We start from the raw sequence: 15513 nt of genomic DNA, 5'->3' as shown, positions 1-15513 counted from the left end.
TCAGGATGCCTTGCCGATGCTCATGTTGGCCCCGGCGAAACAGGCCTGCGCCTCATCGCCATAGGGGTCAAAGGGCATGCGCTCCTCGAGGGAACTTTCCCCATCCCCTTCGGAGCGGAATGCCTTTTGGAACTCCTCAAGAGGAAGGTCAGAATCAACAAGGCCTTTGGACTCAAGGCACTTGTACGCGATCTCATAAGGATTAGCGAGCAACTCAGGGTTTCCCTGCTGAATGCTGTACAGCTCACCCAACCGGCTGATTGTCCCTTCCGAACACGTAGTCACGGTCGACATTGCAGACTCGATCGTCTCGCCATCCGAAAGAGGAGCGTTCTCCACCCGGTACAGACCATTACTGAGTTTGGTCAGGTTTACCGGCTCTCCCGACGTTTCCATGCACTGGGCGAAACGACTGTAGGCCTCGTCGTAGTCAGCCTGCTCGATACGTCCCGTACGCTCAGCCCGTTCGAGGACCTCTCTGTCGAATTCTTGAAGGTTGGGGTCACCAAGTGCAGTGCTGACAAGCTCACTGAAATTTTCGGCGATAACTCGACGCTCCGAGTTCCCTTGATCGCTGCCCGAGCAGGCAGCGATCATTGGGAGCACAGAGGCAATAAGGAACGCGGATACAAGAGATCGGAAGTTCGTGGACAATTTCACCGTCCAACCTCAGGAACACAGAACAGTGCGTCCAGCACCGGTATTTGTCTTTGTCCCCGCGTTGCTAATTCCCCCATCTCACAACCGTAGCGCTACCGATGTCCCCCTAGTAAAACGCACCTTGCCGGTTACCCGCGCCGAACCCTAGGCGTGACCGTTTAGGGTTCCCAATCTGGGTGTCTCAAAACCTTTGCGCCTCGAAACCCTAGGGATACGAGACGTAGCGGCACCCGAGCAGACTCCGGGCCCTGATGCGAAGCACCACTTGGCGCGATTCCAGAATGCCACAGCGGCAGCAACCGCCGGGCCCGGTGGATGTATCGTTGAGTATCGTTGTATATCGTTGGCGGTTTTCAAAGGAGAGCATCATGCGTGGTTCATACCCGGCAGCCGGATTCGGCGGAAGCAACATCGACGGCATGTGGCAGGCCGTTGAGGAGTTGCGGTCACGGTTTGAAAAACGCGCGGGAACCCGCGCCGGCAAGGGTGAGGTGCGGTCCGCGGTGCTGGCGCTCCTCGCTGAGCGGCCGATGCACGGCTACCAGATCATCCGCGAGATCGAGGAGCGCAGCGGCGGCAGTTGGAAGCCCAGCGCCGGCTCCGTCTACCCGACCTTGCAGCTGCTCGCGGACGAGGGGACCGTCAGCGCCGAGGAGTCCAACGGCCGCAAGATCTATTCGCTCACCGAGGCCGGCCGTGAAGAAGTTGCGCAGGACCACGGGGCAACGCCCTGGGACTCACCCGGTTCCCATGCCGGCGGGTTTGGATCCCTGCCCAAGGCAGGGGTGGAACTCGCGCAGGCTGCAGCCCAGGTTGGCCGCACGGGCTCAGCCGAACAGGTGCAGCAGGCCGTGGCAGTGCTTGACGACGCACGGCGCCGAATCTACGCGATCCTCGCCCAGGACTGACCCGGGTGGCATCTGTCCGCCTCGCGCAGGCCGCCTCGGCCCCGGGCGCCGGAGACATCCGTGCCCGCTACCGCCGCATCTTGCGTTTTGCCGCCTGGAACCTGGCGGTGACGTGGTGGTTTGAACTGGTCCTCCCGCGGATCGGTCTTGCCCGGATCGCGGAACGGACGCGGTCGCGGCGGATGCAGCGCTTCACCCGGCGCTTCCATGGACTGGCCGTGGAACTCGGCGGACTGATGATCAAGGTAGGCCAGTTCCTTTCCTCGCGGCTCGATATTTTGCCGCCCGAGATCACCAAAGAGCTCGAGGGGCTCCAGGACGAGGTGCCGCCGGTTCCGTTTCCTTCGATCCGCGCCTTGGCAGAGGAGGAGCTGGGCGCTCCGCTTGAACAGGTGTTCGCGTTCGTGGAGGAGGCGCCGATCGCCGCCGCGTCACTGGGCCAGGCGCACCGGGCACGCCTTCGTTCCACTGATGCGGGCGACACCGGGTTCTCCGACGTGGTGCTCAAGGTGCAGCGTCCGGGCATCGACGCGATTGTCGACGTCGACCTTGCCGCCCTGCGGAAGGTGGGCAGCTGGCTCAGCCGGATCCGGCTGGTGTCCAGCCGCGCCAATATGCCGGCCCTGGTGGAGGAATTTGCGCAGACAAGCTTCGAGGAGATCGACTACCTGCACGAGGCCGCAAATTCGGAACGCTTCGCCGTCGACTTTTCCGGCGACGGAAGGGTCAGCGTGCCGGGCGTTGCCTGGGAGCGGAGCACCCGCCGCGTGCTCACCCTCGAAGACGTTACGGCCATCAAGATCACGGAGGCCGGGGCGCTCCGGGCAGCCGGCATTGATCCGGCCGAGGTGGCCCCGGTGTTCGCCTCGGTCATGTTCGACCAGATGTTCACCAACGGCTTCTTCCACGCCGACCCGCACCCGGGAAACATCTTCGTCACACCCGTGGCCGCAGCGGCGGGGGACCGCCCCTGGAAGCTGACATTCATCGATTTCGGCATGATGGGCGAAATTACCTCCTCCACCCGAGCTGGACTCAGGAAGCTGCTGATAGCGGCCGCCGCGCGCGACGGCAGGGGCCTGGTGGCGGCGATCGACGACGTCGGCGTGCTGGCGCCGTCAGCCGACACCGTGGAGATGGAGCGAGCCATGACGCACCTTTTCGCCCGCTTCGGCGGCATGGGGTTCGCCGAGCTCCGGGAAGTGGATCCGAGGGAGTTCCGCGACTTCGCGGTGGAGTTCGGCGACGTGGTCCGCTCGCTGCCGTTCCAGCTTCCGGAGAATTTCCTGCTCATCATCCGGGCGATGTCGCTGACCTCCGGGGTGTGCAGCTCGCTCGATGAGCGCTTCAACCTGTGGGATTCCGTGGAACCGTACGCGGCCAGGCTTCTGCGCGACGAGCGCGGCAACATTGTGGAGGACGTGGCCCAGCAGGCCCTCGACGCCGCAGCGACCGCGCTGCGCCTGCCTAAGCGGCTGGACGCACTGGCCGGACGGCTTGAGGAAGGCTCCCTCGCTGTTGCCAACCCCCGTCTTGAACGGCAGATCGCCCGGCTGGACCGCACCAACCGGCGCTCTGCTTCTGCCCTGGTGTTTGCCGCCCTGCTCATCGCCGGCGCCATCGTGCGGGCTGACGACGCCGTCCTCGGCGGCATCCTCATGGCAGGTTCTGCGGTCCCGCTGCTGCACGGGATGTGGGCAGGCCGCCGCGGGCTCTGAAGCGGCAGTGCCCCGGGTGCAGCCGCTGCCTGGGCACTGCCGGGGCGGCCTTGGCGCCAGCGTTAGGTCCGGGTGTGGAAAACCAGCCAGCCTGCAAGTGTTGACAGGCCGGTCAGCACAGCGCCCCACAGCATGTCCACGACGATCAGCTGCAGCGGCCATACCTTCAGGGTGGCCGCGTTGGTGAGGTCGTAGGTGGCGTAGGCGAAGGCGCCCAGGGCCGCACCATAGCCCAGGGCCGTGAGCCAGCTGCCGCCGTCGAGCGCGGGCCGCAGTGCAAAGAACACAATCCCGGCGATGTAAATGACGTAGAACGCCACGGCGTAACCTAAGTGTGGTTTGTCCGCCAGCAGCTCGCCAATATGGCTGCGGTAAAAGGGGTTCATCAGTTTGAGCCAGACGGCGTCGATCGCGGCGAAGGCGGCGGCGACAACGAGGAATTGCAGTATGACCATAAGGGAGCTTAGCAATATGAACGACGGCGGTCCGCGGCCCCGCGCGCTGACGGTGGTGCGGCAGGAACAGACGCTGGGCGCCGGCCGGGACCTGGAGTTCGGCCTGGAACTGCTGGCCAGGGCCAAAAGCGGAGACATTGGCCCCACGCTGCGGCTGTACCGGCCCGCCCCCACGGTGGCGTTCGGCCAGCGTGACACCCGCCTGCCGGGATTCGAGGCCGCCGCCCGGGCCTGCCGTGCCCATGGCTTCGAACCCTTGGTCCGCCGGGCAGGAGGGCGGGCGGCCGCGTATCACGAGGGAACCCTGGTGGTGGACCATATTGAACCGGACGCGGACGCCATCGCCGGCTCCAAGACCAGGTTCGGATATTTCGGGGAACTGTTTGCGGACGCCCTGCGCCGGGTGGGCGTGCGGGCGGCTGTGGGCGAGATTCCCGGGGAATACTGCCCCGGCGAGTTCAGTGTGCACGGTACGGATCCCTCTGACGGCGCCCATCGGATCAAACTCGTGGGCACCGCGCAGCGGGTGGTGGCCGGCGGGTGGCTGTTCAGTTCGGTGATCGTGGTGGAAAACTCGGCGCCGATCCGCAAAGTGTTGACCGACAGCTACGCTGCCCTGGGGCTTGACTGGGATCCTGCCACGGCAGGGGCGGTGGACGATTTGGTGCCTGGCGTGGACGTCGCAGCGGTGGAGGAAGCCCTGCTTTCCGTTTATGCCGGCCATGCGCCACTGAGAACCGCTTCGTTCAGCAGCCTGGGGGCATGACCCGGCTGGTTGCTGCCGGGCACAGCAAACGGGACCAACATTGGGAAATGTTGGTCCCGCTCCGTTCGTCCCAGGCCCGGAGCCCCGGTTCGTGTGCCGGGTGTGCCGGCCGGGGTGGGGTACCGGCTAGGCTGCGAGGCGCTGCTTGACCTCGGCAGCGGAAGGGTTCGTTGCGGCGGTGCCGTCCGGGAAGAGGACGGTGGGGACGGTCTGGTTTCCGCCGTTCAGCTGCTCCACGAGTTCGGCGGTGCCTTCCACTTCCTCGATGTTGATCTCGGTGTAGCCAATGCCCTGGGCGTCAAGCTGCTTCTTCAGGCGGTTGCAGTAGCCGCACCAGGTGGTCGAAAACATGGTGATGGTGCCGGATTCGGGAGTGAAGTCCACGGAGCTCTCCTCTGTGCTTGATAACGGTTTCGTTCCTGTAACGGTAGCGTGCAGTCCGCTATTCCCCACTTCCGAGCCCTGCCGGCTCCCTCGGATGACAGCTCCTGCCTGCGATGGCATGCTGGATCCATGTGTGGACGTTACGTAATGGCACGCGCCGTGGGGGACCTCCTTGCCGAGTTCGACGCCGAGCTTGAGGACGAAGTCAGCATCCCGCCGTCGTGGAATGTGGCACCGACAGACGACGTCCCGATCGTCCTTGAACGCCTGGTGGACGGCGAATCCGGAAACAGGCACGTCCGCCAGCTCCATGTGGCCCGCTGGGGGCTGGTCCCGTCATGGGCCAAGGACCCCGGCATCGGCTCCCGGATGATCAATGCCCGCAGCGAGTCCGTCCTTGAAAAGCCGGCGTTCCGGAAAGCCATCCAGTCCCGCCGCTGCGCTGTCCCGGCAGACGGCTACTACGAGTGGAAGCAGGGCCCGGGTAAGTCCAAGCAGCCCTACTACGTGCACCCGGCCGCTGGCCACGGCCTGGCGTTCGCGGGGCTCTATGAGTGGTGGAAGGATCCCTCCTGGCCGGCAGGGGAGCCTGGCGGGTGGCTGCTCTCAACGTCCATCCTGACCACTGACACGCCCCCGCCTGGCAGTGAGTCCACCGTGTTTGGAAAACTAACGGCACTCCATGACCGGGTCCCCCTGCCCATGGACAAAGCCACCATGCAGGCCTGGCTTGACCCCCAGGCCGATGATCCGGCAGGACTTGTGGACCTGGTACGGGCGGGGGTCAAGGACGTGGCCGCTGACTGGCACGTGGAATCCGTAGGGAAAGAAATCGGCAACGTCAGGAACAACGGGCCCGAACTGATTCAACCCGTGGAAGCCCTTTTCTAGCAGCAGGCCCTCAAGCAGCCCGGACCAAGCCGGGCGAAGCGACTAAACGGTGACCGCACCGTCGTCGTCCACTGCCCAGGTGGGGTTGTAGGCCACCTCCCAGCGGAATCCGTCCGGGTCCGCGAAGTAGCCGCTGTAACCGCCCCAGGGCTGGGTGATGGGCTCGGAGATGATCTCCGCCCCAGCGGCGGCGGCCTCCTCCATAACGCGGTCCACGTCCTCAGTACCGGGAAGATTGTGGCTCAACGTGATGCAGGGGACAGCTCCGGATGCCGTGACGCCGGCATCTGCCTGCATCTGGCGCACGTCCCACAGCGACAGCACCAGCCCGTGATTCACCTGGATGAACACCACGTCACCGGGAACCTCGCGGTGGACGGGCCAGCCAAGCCCGTCAACGTAGAAGGCCCGGGACGCGGCAACACTGCGGACGCCCAGCGAAATGAAGTCGACTCTTGGCTGCATGCTTCGATACTGTCAGACGATGGCGACAATTCAAGGAAACGATAGAGATGCTTTGGCCGACAAGGAACAGCTCGCTGCCGTCCGGGTTGCTGTTGACGAAGTGGATGAACAGATCGTCACCCTCATCGCCCGCCGCGAACGGCTGATCCGTATTGCCGGGACGCTCAAGGGCGACGACGCCGAGGTCCGTGCGCCCGGCCGGGTGGAGCGGATCATTGAGCATGTCCGCTCAGCCGCGGAAAAGAAGGACATTGACCCGGACATCGTTGAGTCCACGTACCGGGCCATGATCTCCGGCTTTATTGAACTGGAACTGAAGGTCCACAAAGAGAACAGCTGATCTGCCGCGGTTCAGGCCCTGCTTACAGGTTTTCCTCCACGGGGACCCCGTGCTGGTACTCCCTGCCCTCCGCCTCGCTGAAGGCTGACATGAGGTGTCCCTTGCCCAGCCCGTTCAGGGCAGCAAGGGGAAAGCTCCCGGTGATGCTGTTCCCTGAATGGCTCACACCCGAGAGGTCGTAGTCTTCCTCGACCCCCTGTTCCCGGTTGAAGGAATAGAAGGCAATGGCCTTCCCGTTCATGAACTCAATACACAGCCTCCGCTCCGAGGAATAGTCGGGCGTAGCCCCCACCAGCCCCACCACGTAAGCACCGGAATCCGGGATGGAGCCGTCTATATCGAACGTGGCCACCACCGTGGAGTCCTGGGTTGTGATGCTTGCCTGCTTCAGAAGTGCGTCTTGGGTTTTCATGGCACAATCCTGCTCCCTGGCGATCGGTCCGTCCACCCTTGCCGGCCAATCTTCTTGTCACTCCCGTGGCCCATCTATGCTCCCGTTCCGGGCAGGGGTAGACTGATGTTATTCGAATATGTGTTCGAAAATTTCCAGTTCTATCCAGCCGGGGAGGCGCCATGGGTATGTTCAGCGAATCCGTGGATGTCCAGTGCGCTGCGGACGGCGAACCAAGCAGCCTGCTGTGGGCAGGCCGGTCCTATACCGTCTGCACTGAACCCGTGCGCTGGTACGAACGCAGGCAATGGTGGGCCGAAGAAAGCCGCGCGCCGCTGGGCAGCGGACCCGGAGTGGTGGACCATGAGATCTGGCGCGTCCAAGTCCTTCCATCCAATCCGGGGCGAGGTTCTGAAGCGCCGGAAGAACCCCTGACCCTTGACCTCACCAGGCATATCCGCAGCGGCCGCTGGCGGCTCCTGCGCATCCATGACGCACTCCGGCCCAGGACAGCATGAGTTTCACCCATCTTCACGTCTCCACCGCTTTCAGTGCCCATTACGGCGTCTCGTGGCCCGAGGAACTGGCGCAGGCCGCGGCCGCTGACGGCGCAACCGCGCTCGCCTGCACGGACAGGGACGGTCTGTACGGAACCATCAAACACCTCAAGGCATGCATGGCAGCAGGCATCGACCCCATCGTTGGGGTTGACCTTGCCGTTTTCGACGACGACGGCGACCACCGCACGCAGCTGGCTGGAAGGGTTGTGGTGCTGGCCAGGGGACACAACAACGGGGCAGGCTACCGTGCCCTCTGCAGACTGATTTCCGACGCCCACGCCCGCACCACGGGGAAAGCCGGGGGAGCAGTCCCCGTGGCCGTCACCCGGGCTGAGCTGGCTTCCCGCACCCTTGATCCCCAAACCCTCAAACCGGTGTTGACGGTCCTGATCGGGCCTGATTCCGACGTCGGACGGGCCATGGGAGGGCGCCGCTACCTTCGCCCGCGCACCCTTTTCAAACAGTGGCTGGAGGCCATGCCCGCAGGCTCGCTGGTGGCCGAGATCGTGTCCCAGCTCAGCGCACCGGGAAAGCCGTTGAGCACAGCCCACGCCGTCCGGATGCTCAGGCTTGCCGAAGAGCATCATGTTCCTGCTGTCCTGACCAACGCCGTCAGGTACTGCGCAGCCGACGGTGCCCCCACCGCCGATGTTCTCGACTCAGCCCGCACCCTGAAATCCCTGCCTGAACTCGCGGATGAACCGCTGCTTCAGCCAACCGGCCAGGGATGGCTGAAGTCTTCACCGGAAATGCTCCGGCTGGGCAAAGAGATAATTTCAGCGGCAGGATACGGTGCCGCGGACCTGAAACAGCTGATGGCGCAAACAGAGGCGCTCGCCGACCGCTGCCGGATGGATCCGGTCACTGACATGGGCTGGAAGCAGCCGGTTGTGCCCGAAGCCTCAGTCATAGGCATCAGCCAGGATCCCCACGTTGAACTGGTCCAGCGGTGCCAGGCCGGTATCAGCCGGCGCTTTCCGGGAATTGCTGGCGCTGCCGGAGACAGGATGCTCTCCCGGCTCGACCATGAGCTGGGCATCATCCGCAACCTCGGGTTTTCCTCTTACTTCCTGACCGTCGCTGAGGTATCACGCATGATCCAGGAGATGGGAGTGCGGGCGGCTGCCCGGGGATCAGGCGCCTCAAGCCTGGTCAACTACCTGATTGACGTCAGCCAGGTGAACCCCTTGCAGCACGACCTAATCTTTGAACGGTTCCTTTCACAGGACCGTGCCACCCTTCCGGACATCGATATTGACGTTGAAAGCGCGGAGCGGCACAACGTCTACCACCGCATTTTCAAGAGATTCGGTTCCGAGCGGGTCACCCTGATGAGCATGCAGAACGGATACCGGGCCAGGGGTGCGGTGCGGGACGCGGGAATGGCGCTGGGTATGGACGACGACGAGGTGGGGGAGATCGCCAAGCAGCTGTGGCGTTTTTCTGCGCGGAAATTCCGTGAGGCACTGCAGGAAAAACCTGAACTCCGGGAATTCGCCGGCCGGGTGGAGCAGCGCGACCAGGACGGGAACCAGCAGCTTGACCTGCTGGTTGACCTGACGGAACGCCTGGACCGGCTGCCCCGCCACATTTCCATGCACCCCTGTGGCGTCATCCTTGGCGACGCTACCCTCCTGGACCGCACCCCTGTGCAGCCCAGCGGGCTGGGCCTGCCCATGAGCCAGTTCGATAAGCACGACATGGATCCCATGGGCATGCTCAAGCTTGACGTCCTGGGAGTCCGGATGCAGAGCGCCATGGCGTTTGCCGTCCGTGAAGTCATCCGCATCCACCCGTCCAAACAGGAAGTGGTGGCCGCCGGAAGGCATCCGTCCGGACCTGACGGCACAGGGCCCGACTACATTGCTGACAATGGCCACATCAACCTCAACGCAGTTCCCCTTGATGACGAAGCCACCTTTGATCTCATCAGAAGCACCCACACCCTGGGCTGTTTCCAGATTGAATCGCCCGGCCAGCGGGAACTGATCGGCAAGATGGCGCCCCGGGAGTTCAACGATCTCATCATCGATATTTCGCTGTTCCGTCCCGGCCCCATGAAGTCGGACATGGTCCGGCCCTTCCTGGAACACCGGCACGGCTTCGCCCCCGAGGTCTATCCGCATCCGGACCTTAAACCAGTGCTGGCGGAAACCCATGGCGTTACCGTCTTCCATGAACAGATACTGCGGACCTTTGATGTCATGACCGGATGCGGCCTGGCCCGCGCTGACGAGTTCCGCCGGGCCCTGGGAAATGAGGCACTCGAACTGGGGGTGGAGGAATTCTTCCGCAAAGCTGCCAGGATCAAGGGTTACCAGCCTGAGGTGGTGGACAACGTCTGGGGGACGCTGAAGGCCTTTGGAAGTTTTGGATTCTGCAAAGCACACGGCGCCGCCTTTGCCGTTCCCACCTACCAGTCGGCCTGGCTGAAGGCCCATCATCCAGAAGCGTTCCTTGCCGGCCTGTGGGAGCACGATCCCGGCATGTACCCCAAGAGGCTCCTGGTGGCGGAAGCCCGGCGGCTCGGGATTCCCATCCTTCCCCTGGACATTAACCGCAGCAAGGCCGAGTACCGGGTGGAACGGATCGAAGAAGGCAAGGACGCAGGAAAACTGGGTATCAGGCTCAGCCTGAACGGCATCTACGGGCTTTCTATAACAGAACTCAAACGCATCGTCGCGGGCCAGCCCTATGACTCCCTAGCGGACTTGAGGGCGCGGTCACGGGTCAGCAAACCCAACATCAAGCGGTTGGCCCAGTTGGGGGCTTTTGATTCGCTTCACCGTGAGGCGGGCGGCACGGCAAACCGGGCCGACCTCGTCCACCACCTGCAGCAGATCCAGGGGTCCAGCAGTGGGCGGAAAGGCGTGGAAGTCCTTGAGGGCCAGCTGTCCCTGCCCTTGGGGGATGTTGAACTGCGCAATGTTAAGCCGGGGCTCCCGTCGCCAACAATTGTGGAAAACGTGCGGGCTGAACTGGACCTGATGGCCGTGGACGTCAGCAGCCACCTGATGGACAGCCACCGGCCCATGCTGGACAGGCTTGGTGTCACCACGGCGGACAAACTCCTGGGCCTGCGCAACGGAACGGAGGTATTGGTGGCCGGAGTGCGGGTGGCAACACAGACGCCGCCCATGAGGGGCGGGAGGCGCGTGGTCTTCATCAGTATCGACGACGGCACCGGCTGCATCGATTCGGTCTTTTTCCACGAAGCCCAGGAAAAAGCCGGAATGCTCCTCTTTGGGACCAGACTGCTGCTGATCCGCGGGACAACCCGGCGGACCGGGCCTCGTGGGATCAGCCTAAGTGCAAGCATGGCCTGGGACCTTGGCAGGACAGAGACCCTGCCCTTCCCGGATTCCAGTCCGCAGGAACCGGAAGCCCCGCATCCGCTGGATGGAATCAGCAGGAGCCTCGCCATAACGGGATTCAGCGGCTGACCCTTCCGTGCGCCGCGTTGGTCGGGCCTCAGCGGAACCGATAGCATTGACGATGGCTGGCTGTGGTCCCCGTATGCCACAAGCTATGAAGCCTTAACTTTGAATAGGAGACACCCGTGTCAGATGCCCAGCAGATCACCCTTCTCGTCGATGGCGAAGAGACCAAGGTGACTACCGGGACAACCGGTGCGGAACTCTTCTTTGAGCGCCGTGATGTTGTTGTAGCCCGCGTCAACGGCGAGCTGAAGGACCTTGACCAGGAGCTGCCGGAAGGCGCCGACGTCCAAGGCGTCACCATTGACTCTCCCGACGGCCTTAACGTCCTCCGCCACTCCACCGCCCACGTCATGGCCCAGGCTGTCCAGCAGTTGCGCCCCGACGCCAAGCTGGGCATCGGCCCGTACATTACTGACGGGTTCTACTTCGACTTCGATGTGGCAGAACCGTTCACTCCCGAGGACCTCAAGACCCTCGAAAAGATGATGCAGAAGATCATCAACCAGAACCAGAAGTTCGTCCGCCGCGTCGTGAGCGAGGACGAAGCCCGTGAAGCCATGAAGAACGAGCCCTACAAGCTCGAACTGCTGGGCAAGAAAAACGAGGCCGCCGAGGCAGGCGAGGGCGTGAACGTCGAGGTCGGCGCAGGCGATATCACTATTTACGACAACGTTGAGCGCAAGGAAGGGACCACCGTTTGGTGCGATCTCTGCCGCGGCCCGCACCTGCCCAACACCAAGCTCATCTCCAACGCCTTTGCCCTCACCCGCTCGTCCTCCGCTTACTGGCTGGGCAACCAGAAGAACCAGCAGCTGCAGCGCATCTACGGCACGGCCTGGCCCACCAAGGACGCCCTCAAGGCCTACCAGGAACGCATCGCAGAGGCAGAACGCCGCGACCACCGCAAGCTCGGCTCGGAACTTGACCTGTTTTCCTTCCCGGATGAACTCGGTTCAGGCCTTCCGGTCTTCCACCCCAAGGGTGGCATCATCCGCAAGGAGATGGAGGACTACTCCCGGCAGCGCCACGTCGAAGCCGGTTACGAGTTCGTCTACACCCCGCACATCACCAAGGGCCACCTGTATGAGGTCTCCGGCCACCTGGACTGGTACAAGGACGGCATGTTCCCCGCGATGCACGTGGACGCCGAACTCAACGAGGACGGCACTGTCCGCAAACCCGGCCAGGACTACTACCTCAAGCCGATGAACTGCCCCATGCACAACCTGATCTTCCGCTCCCGGGGACGGTCCTACCGCGAGCTGCCCCTGCGGCTCTTCGAATTCGGCTCCGTGTACCGGTATGAGAAGTCCGGCGTGGTGCACGGCCTGACCCGGGTCCGCGGCATGACACAGGACGACGCCCACATCTACTGCACCCGCGAGCAGATGAAGGGCGAGCTCACCAAGACGCTGACGTTCGTGCTGGACCTCCTGAAGGACTACGGCTTGAACGACTTCTACCTGGAGCTGTCCACCAAGGATCCGGAGAAGTACGTTGGGGAGGACGCGGCCTGGGAAGAAGCCACCCGCACCCTCGCCGAAGTGGCCGAGGAATCCGGCCTGGAACTGGTCGCGGATCCGGGTGGAGCCGCCTTCTACGGCCCCAAGATCTCGGTGCAGGCCAAGGACGCCCTTGGCCGCACCTGGCAGATGTCCACTATCCAGCTGGACTTCAACCTGCCTGAACGCTTCGAACTTGAGTTCCAGGCTGCAGACGGCAGCCGGCAGCGGCCCGTGATGATCCACCGTGCCCTGTTCGGATCAATCGAGCGTTTCATGGGCGTGCTGACCGAGCACTACGCCGGAGCGTTCCCCGCGTGGCTGGCACCGGTACAGGTGGTGGGCATTCCGGTTGCTGAGACCTTCAACGAGTACATGTTCGACGTCGTCGACCAGCTGAAGGCCGCAGGCATCCGCGCCGAAGTGGACACCTCCTCGGACCGGTTCCCCAAGAAGATCCGAACGGCCAGCAAGGACAAGATTCCGTTCGTGCTGATCGCGGGCGGGGACGATGCCGAAGCAGGCGCCGTTTCGTTCCGCTTCCGTGATGGAAGCCAGGACAACGGCGTGCCCGTGGCAGAGGCAGTCAAACGGATCACGGAAGCCGTCCGTAACCGGACCAGCTAGCGGAAACGGAACATCACCGTGCAGGAGAACACAGGCGCAGGGTATCCAGGAGATGCCGGCGTTACCGACGACTTTGACCTCGCCGGTGTCCCGGACGCCTTCCAGCGCCTGTGGACTCCGCACCGCATGGCGTACATCAAGGGCGGGCAGCACCAGTTCAAGAACGAAAATGACTGCCCCTTCTGCATCGGTCCCGGAAGGTCGGACGAGGAAGCACTCATCGTCCACCGCGGAAAGACGTGCTACGTGGTGCTCAACCTGTTTCCCTACAATCCCGGGCATCTACTGGTGTGCCCCTACCGCCACATTCCGGACTACACCGACCTGACGCTCGATGAGACGGCGGAGTTTGCGGACCTCACGCAGACGGCCATGCGGGTGCTGCGCAAAGTGGCCAATCCGGGCGGTTTCAACCTGGGCATGAACCAGGGAGTTGTGGGCGGTGCCGGCATCGCCGCGCACCTGCACCAGCACATCGTGCCACGCTGGGGCGGCGACGGGAATTTCTTCCCCATCATCGCCCAGACCAAAGCCATCACCCAGACCCTCGACGAGGTCCGCCAGCAGGTGGCCGACGCCTGGCCCGGGGAGACGCATGCTGAATAAGCACGCGCGCGGCTTTTTCACCGCGCTGTTCACCCCGCTTGCCCGCTGGCTCCTCAAAATCGGAATCTCGCCTGACGCAGTAACGGTCATCGGCACCGCCGGAGTGGTGGTGGGTGCGCTGGTGTTCTACCCGCTCGGCCAGCTCTGGTGGGGAACCCTGTTCATCACGGCGTTCATCTTCTCCGACGTCCTGGACGGCATCATGGCCAGGATGCGGGACGTGGGCAGCCGCTGGGGCAACTTCCTGGACTCCACCCTGGACCGGATTGCAGACGGCGCCCTGTTCGCGGGCGTGGCCGTATGGTTCTTCACCGGCGGGGCCAACGTCCCGGTCGCCGTCGCAGCCATCGTCTGCCTTGTCCTGGGCATGGTGGTTTCCTATGCGCGCGCGAAAGCGGAATCGTTGGGGTTCACAGCCAACGTCGGAATCGCCGAGCGTGCCGAGCGCCTCGTCTCAGTACTGGTTGTCACCGGATTCACCGGCCTTGGGCTCCCTGAGGTGGTCCTGCTGGTGACTCTCCTGCTGCTGGCCGTCGCCAGCCTGATCACCGTGGTCCAGCGCGTGGTTTCGGTCCGCCGGCAGGCCCTCGCGGAACCGTCCACTGCCGATTAACGCGAATTAAGCCGGCCGGCCGCGGTGAGACTAGTATTAGGACTGCCCGGTCATTGGATCCGGCAACCCGGTGTGTGCACAGATGGCATTTGTGCCGCCCTGCATGCCCGGCGAAGGTCATCTATCTACCCATAGGGGTTTTTGTGTCTACACCTGATGTAAGCAGCGGGGCCGGTACGTCCGCGAACAGCGTCACGGGCAGCAACCGCGTCAAGCGGGGCATGGCTGAGATGCTCAAGGGCGGCGTCATCATGGACGTCGTCAACGTCGAACAGGCCCGCATCGCCGAAGACGCCGGTGCCGTTGCTGTAATGGCGCTGGAACGCGTTCCGGCCGATATCCGCGCCCAGGGCGGCGTCTCCCGCATGTCCGATCCGGACATGATCGACAAGATCATCGACGCCGTGTCCGTGCCGGTCATGGCCAAGGCCCGGATCGGCCACTTCGTCGAGGCGCAGGTCCTGCAGTCCCTCGGAGTGGACTACATTGACGAGTCCGAGGTCCTGACCCCGGCCGACTACATCAACCACATCGACAAGTGGAACTTCAAGGTTCCCTTCGTCTGCGGTGCCACCAACCTGGGTGAGGCGCTGCGCCGCATCAATGAGGGCGCGGCGATGATCCGCTCCAAGGGCGAGGCCGGCACCGGCGACGTCTCCAACGCCACCGGGCACATGCGCCAGATCCGCTCCGAGATCGCCAAGCTCGCAGCCCTTCCCGAGGACGAGCTCTACGTCGCGGCCAAGGAACTGCAGGCCCCGTACGAACTGGTCAAGGAAGTTGCCGCTGCCGGCAAGCTTCCGGTGGTGCTGTTCACCGCCGGCGGCATCGCCACGCCGGCTGACGCTGCCATGATGATGCAGCTCGGCGCGGACGGCGTGTTCGTCGGCTCCGGCATCTTCAAGTCCGGCAACCCCGCCCAGCGCGCGGCCGCCGTCGTGAAGGCCACCACCTTCTACGACGACCCCGACGTCATCGCCAAGGCCTCCCGCGGCCTGGGCGAAGCCATGGTGGGCATCAACGTCGATGAAATCCCCCAGCCCCACCGCCTTGCCGAGCGCGGCTGGTAGTCCTCCGCCTTACGGCAGTAACGACGCCGGTTCCTCACCTTTCTCTGGTGGGGGACCGGCGTCGTCCGTTTCCTAAGAGTTTTTGTCCAGATATGCAGGCTTTAATGGGGTAGAAGC

The 15513-nt window shown here is 63.7% G+C and carries 16 protein-coding genes; 11 read left to right on the top strand and 5 right to left on the bottom strand.

Annotation, left to right across the window (positions count from 1 at the left end; all coding sequences use genetic code 11):
• On the bottom strand, nucleotides 1–660 hold the full coding sequence (locus ACIQF4_RS05300; protein WP_400579852.1) for a hypothetical protein: 660 nt from the start codon (nucleotides 658–660) through the stop codon (nucleotides 1–3).
• Nucleotides 661–1028: 368 nt separating this feature from the next.
• Here ACIQF4_RS05300 and ACIQF4_RS05295 point away from each other — a divergent pair, with 368 nt between their 5' ends.
• Both ACIQF4_RS05295 and ACIQF4_RS05290 read left to right on the top strand, forming a co-directional pair.
• The gene (locus tag ACIQF4_RS05295) at nucleotides 1029–1568 is read left to right on the top strand and encodes a PadR family transcriptional regulator (protein WP_400516100.1); all 540 of its coding nucleotides are present in this window, start codon (nucleotides 1029–1031) and stop codon (nucleotides 1566–1568) included.
• A gap of 5 nt (nucleotides 1569–1573) precedes the next feature.
• Complete coding sequence (locus tag ACIQF4_RS05290) at nucleotides 1574–3286, top strand: ABC1 kinase family protein (RefSeq protein ID WP_400516101.1); 1713 nt, start codon at nucleotides 1574–1576, stop codon at nucleotides 3284–3286.
• A gap of 62 nt (nucleotides 3287–3348) precedes the next feature.
• Here ACIQF4_RS05290 and ACIQF4_RS05285 read toward each other — a convergent pair whose 3' ends face one another.
• A complete protein-coding gene (locus ACIQF4_RS05285) occupies nucleotides 3349–3741 on the bottom strand; it encodes a DUF2177 family protein (protein WP_231456878.1) in 393 nt (130 codons plus the stop codon).
• On the opposite strand from ACIQF4_RS05285, the gene ACIQF4_RS05280 reads away from it, so the two are divergent.
• On the top strand, nucleotides 3734–4507 hold the full coding sequence (locus ACIQF4_RS05280) for a biotin/lipoate A/B protein ligase family protein (RefSeq protein WP_400516102.1): 774 nt from the start codon (nucleotides 3734–3736) through the stop codon (nucleotides 4505–4507). The two genes, ACIQF4_RS05285 and ACIQF4_RS05280, sit on opposite strands and share 8 nt — an antisense overlap.
• A gap of 126 nt (nucleotides 4508–4633) precedes the next feature.
• Here ACIQF4_RS05280 and ACIQF4_RS05275 read toward each other — a convergent pair whose 3' ends face one another.
• Entirely contained in the window at nucleotides 4634–4891 is a 258-nt protein-coding gene (locus tag ACIQF4_RS05275) for a mycoredoxin (RefSeq protein ID WP_066276302.1), read from the bottom strand.
• Nucleotides 4892–5020: 129 nt separating this feature from the next.
• Between ACIQF4_RS05275 and ACIQF4_RS05270 the strand changes: the two genes are divergently transcribed.
• Complete coding sequence (locus ACIQF4_RS05270) at nucleotides 5021–5782, top strand: SOS response-associated peptidase (protein ID WP_400516103.1); 762 nt, start codon at nucleotides 5021–5023, stop codon at nucleotides 5780–5782.
• A gap of 42 nt (nucleotides 5783–5824) precedes the next feature.
• Here the strand turns inward: ACIQF4_RS05270 and ACIQF4_RS05265 are convergent, their stop codons facing one another.
• Nucleotides 5825–6247 carry a VOC family protein gene (locus tag ACIQF4_RS05265; protein WP_350003096.1) on the bottom strand — a complete coding sequence of 141 codons (423 nt, stop codon included), beginning with the start codon at nucleotides 6245–6247 and terminating at the stop codon, nucleotides 5825–5827.
• A 19-nt stretch (nucleotides 6248–6266) separates the two neighbouring features.
• Between ACIQF4_RS05265 and ACIQF4_RS05260 the strand changes: the two genes are divergently transcribed.
• Nucleotides 6267–6587 carry a chorismate mutase gene (locus ACIQF4_RS05260; RefSeq protein ID WP_066276294.1) on the top strand — a complete coding sequence of 107 codons (321 nt, stop codon included), beginning with the start codon at nucleotides 6267–6269 and terminating at the stop codon, nucleotides 6585–6587.
• A 22-nt stretch (nucleotides 6588–6609) separates the two neighbouring features.
• Here the strand turns inward: ACIQF4_RS05260 and ACIQF4_RS05255 are convergent, their stop codons facing one another.
• Nucleotides 6610–6999 (bottom strand): hypothetical protein, encoded by a 390-nt coding sequence (locus tag ACIQF4_RS05255; RefSeq protein WP_400516104.1) that lies wholly within the window; start codon nucleotides 6997–6999, stop codon nucleotides 6610–6612.
• Between the two features lie 161 nt (nucleotides 7000–7160).
• On the opposite strand from ACIQF4_RS05255, the gene ACIQF4_RS05250 reads away from it, so the two are divergent.
• The 6 genes from ACIQF4_RS05250 (at nucleotide 7161) to pdxS (ending at nucleotide 15396) form a co-directional block, all read left to right on the top strand.
• Complete coding sequence (locus tag ACIQF4_RS05250) at nucleotides 7161–7496, top strand: DUF6504 family protein (protein WP_400516105.1); 336 nt, start codon at nucleotides 7161–7163, stop codon at nucleotides 7494–7496.
• The gene (locus ACIQF4_RS05245; RefSeq protein WP_400516106.1) at nucleotides 7493–10981 is read left to right on the top strand and encodes a DNA polymerase III subunit alpha; all 3489 of its coding nucleotides are present in this window, start codon (nucleotides 7493–7495) and stop codon (nucleotides 10979–10981) included. Before ACIQF4_RS05250 ends, ACIQF4_RS05245 begins: the two co-directional genes overlap by 4 nt.
• Nucleotides 10982–11097: 116 nt before the next feature.
• Entirely contained in the window at nucleotides 11098–13107 is a 2010-nt protein-coding gene (thrS, locus tag ACIQF4_RS05240) for a threonine--tRNA ligase (RefSeq protein WP_400516107.1), read from the top strand.
• An 18-nt stretch (nucleotides 13108–13125) separates the two neighbouring features.
• On the top strand, nucleotides 13126–13713 hold the full coding sequence (locus ACIQF4_RS05235) for an HIT domain-containing protein (protein WP_350003104.1): 588 nt from the start codon (nucleotides 13126–13128) through the stop codon (nucleotides 13711–13713).
• Nucleotides 13703–14326 carry a phosphatidylinositol phosphate synthase gene (gene pgsA, locus ACIQF4_RS05230; RefSeq protein WP_350003105.1) on the top strand — a complete coding sequence of 208 codons (624 nt, stop codon included), beginning with the start codon at nucleotides 13703–13705 and terminating at the stop codon, nucleotides 14324–14326. The genes ACIQF4_RS05235 and pgsA overlap by 11 nt, the downstream gene beginning before the upstream one ends.
• Before the next feature lie 143 nt (nucleotides 14327–14469).
• The gene (gene pdxS, locus ACIQF4_RS05225) at nucleotides 14470–15396 is read left to right on the top strand and encodes a pyridoxal 5'-phosphate synthase lyase subunit PdxS (protein ID WP_350003107.1); all 927 of its coding nucleotides are present in this window, start codon (nucleotides 14470–14472) and stop codon (nucleotides 15394–15396) included.
• Nucleotides 15397–15513 lie beyond the last annotated feature (117 nt).

Source organism: Pseudarthrobacter sp. NPDC092202, assembly GCF_044755505.1.
Taxonomy (GTDB): Bacteria; Actinomycetota; Actinomycetes; order Actinomycetales; family Micrococcaceae; genus Arthrobacter.
The sequence above is the reverse complement of the archived record's forward strand: the minus strand, read 5'-3'. Positions and strand labels throughout refer to the sequence as shown.

Excerpts from the sequence above, each read along its gene's own strand:
- ACIQF4_RS05280 (WP_400516102.1), top strand. The coding sequence starts at position 3,734 with ATGACCATAAGGGAGCTTAGCAATATGAACGACGGCGGTCCGCGGCCC.
- pgsA (WP_350003105.1), top strand. The coding sequence starts at position 13,703 with ATGCTGAATAAGCACGCGCGCGGCTTTTTCACCGCGCTGTTCACCCCG.
- ACIQF4_RS05270 (WP_400516103.1), top strand. The coding sequence starts at position 5,021 with ATGTGTGGACGTTACGTAATGGCACGCGCCGTGGGGGACCTCCTTGCC.
- ACIQF4_RS05255 (WP_400516104.1), bottom strand. The coding sequence starts at position 6,999 with ATGAAAACCCAAGACGCACTTCTGAAGCAGGCAAGCATCACAACCCAG.
- ACIQF4_RS05285 (WP_231456878.1), bottom strand. The coding sequence starts at position 3,741 with ATGGTCATACTGCAATTCCTCGTTGTCGCCGCCGCCTTCGCCGCGATC.
- ACIQF4_RS05250 (WP_400516105.1), top strand. The coding sequence starts at position 7,161 with ATGGGTATGTTCAGCGAATCCGTGGATGTCCAGTGCGCTGCGGACGGC.
- ACIQF4_RS05260 (WP_066276294.1), top strand. The coding sequence starts at position 6,267 with ATGGCGACAATTCAAGGAAACGATAGAGATGCTTTGGCCGACAAGGAA.
- ACIQF4_RS05245 (WP_400516106.1), top strand. The coding sequence starts at position 7,493 with ATGAGTTTCACCCATCTTCACGTCTCCACCGCTTTCAGTGCCCATTAC.
- ACIQF4_RS05295 (WP_400516100.1), top strand. The coding sequence starts at position 1,029 with ATGCGTGGTTCATACCCGGCAGCCGGATTCGGCGGAAGCAACATCGAC.
- ACIQF4_RS05265 (WP_350003096.1), bottom strand. The coding sequence starts at position 6,247 with ATGCAGCCAAGAGTCGACTTCATTTCGCTGGGCGTCCGCAGTGTTGCC.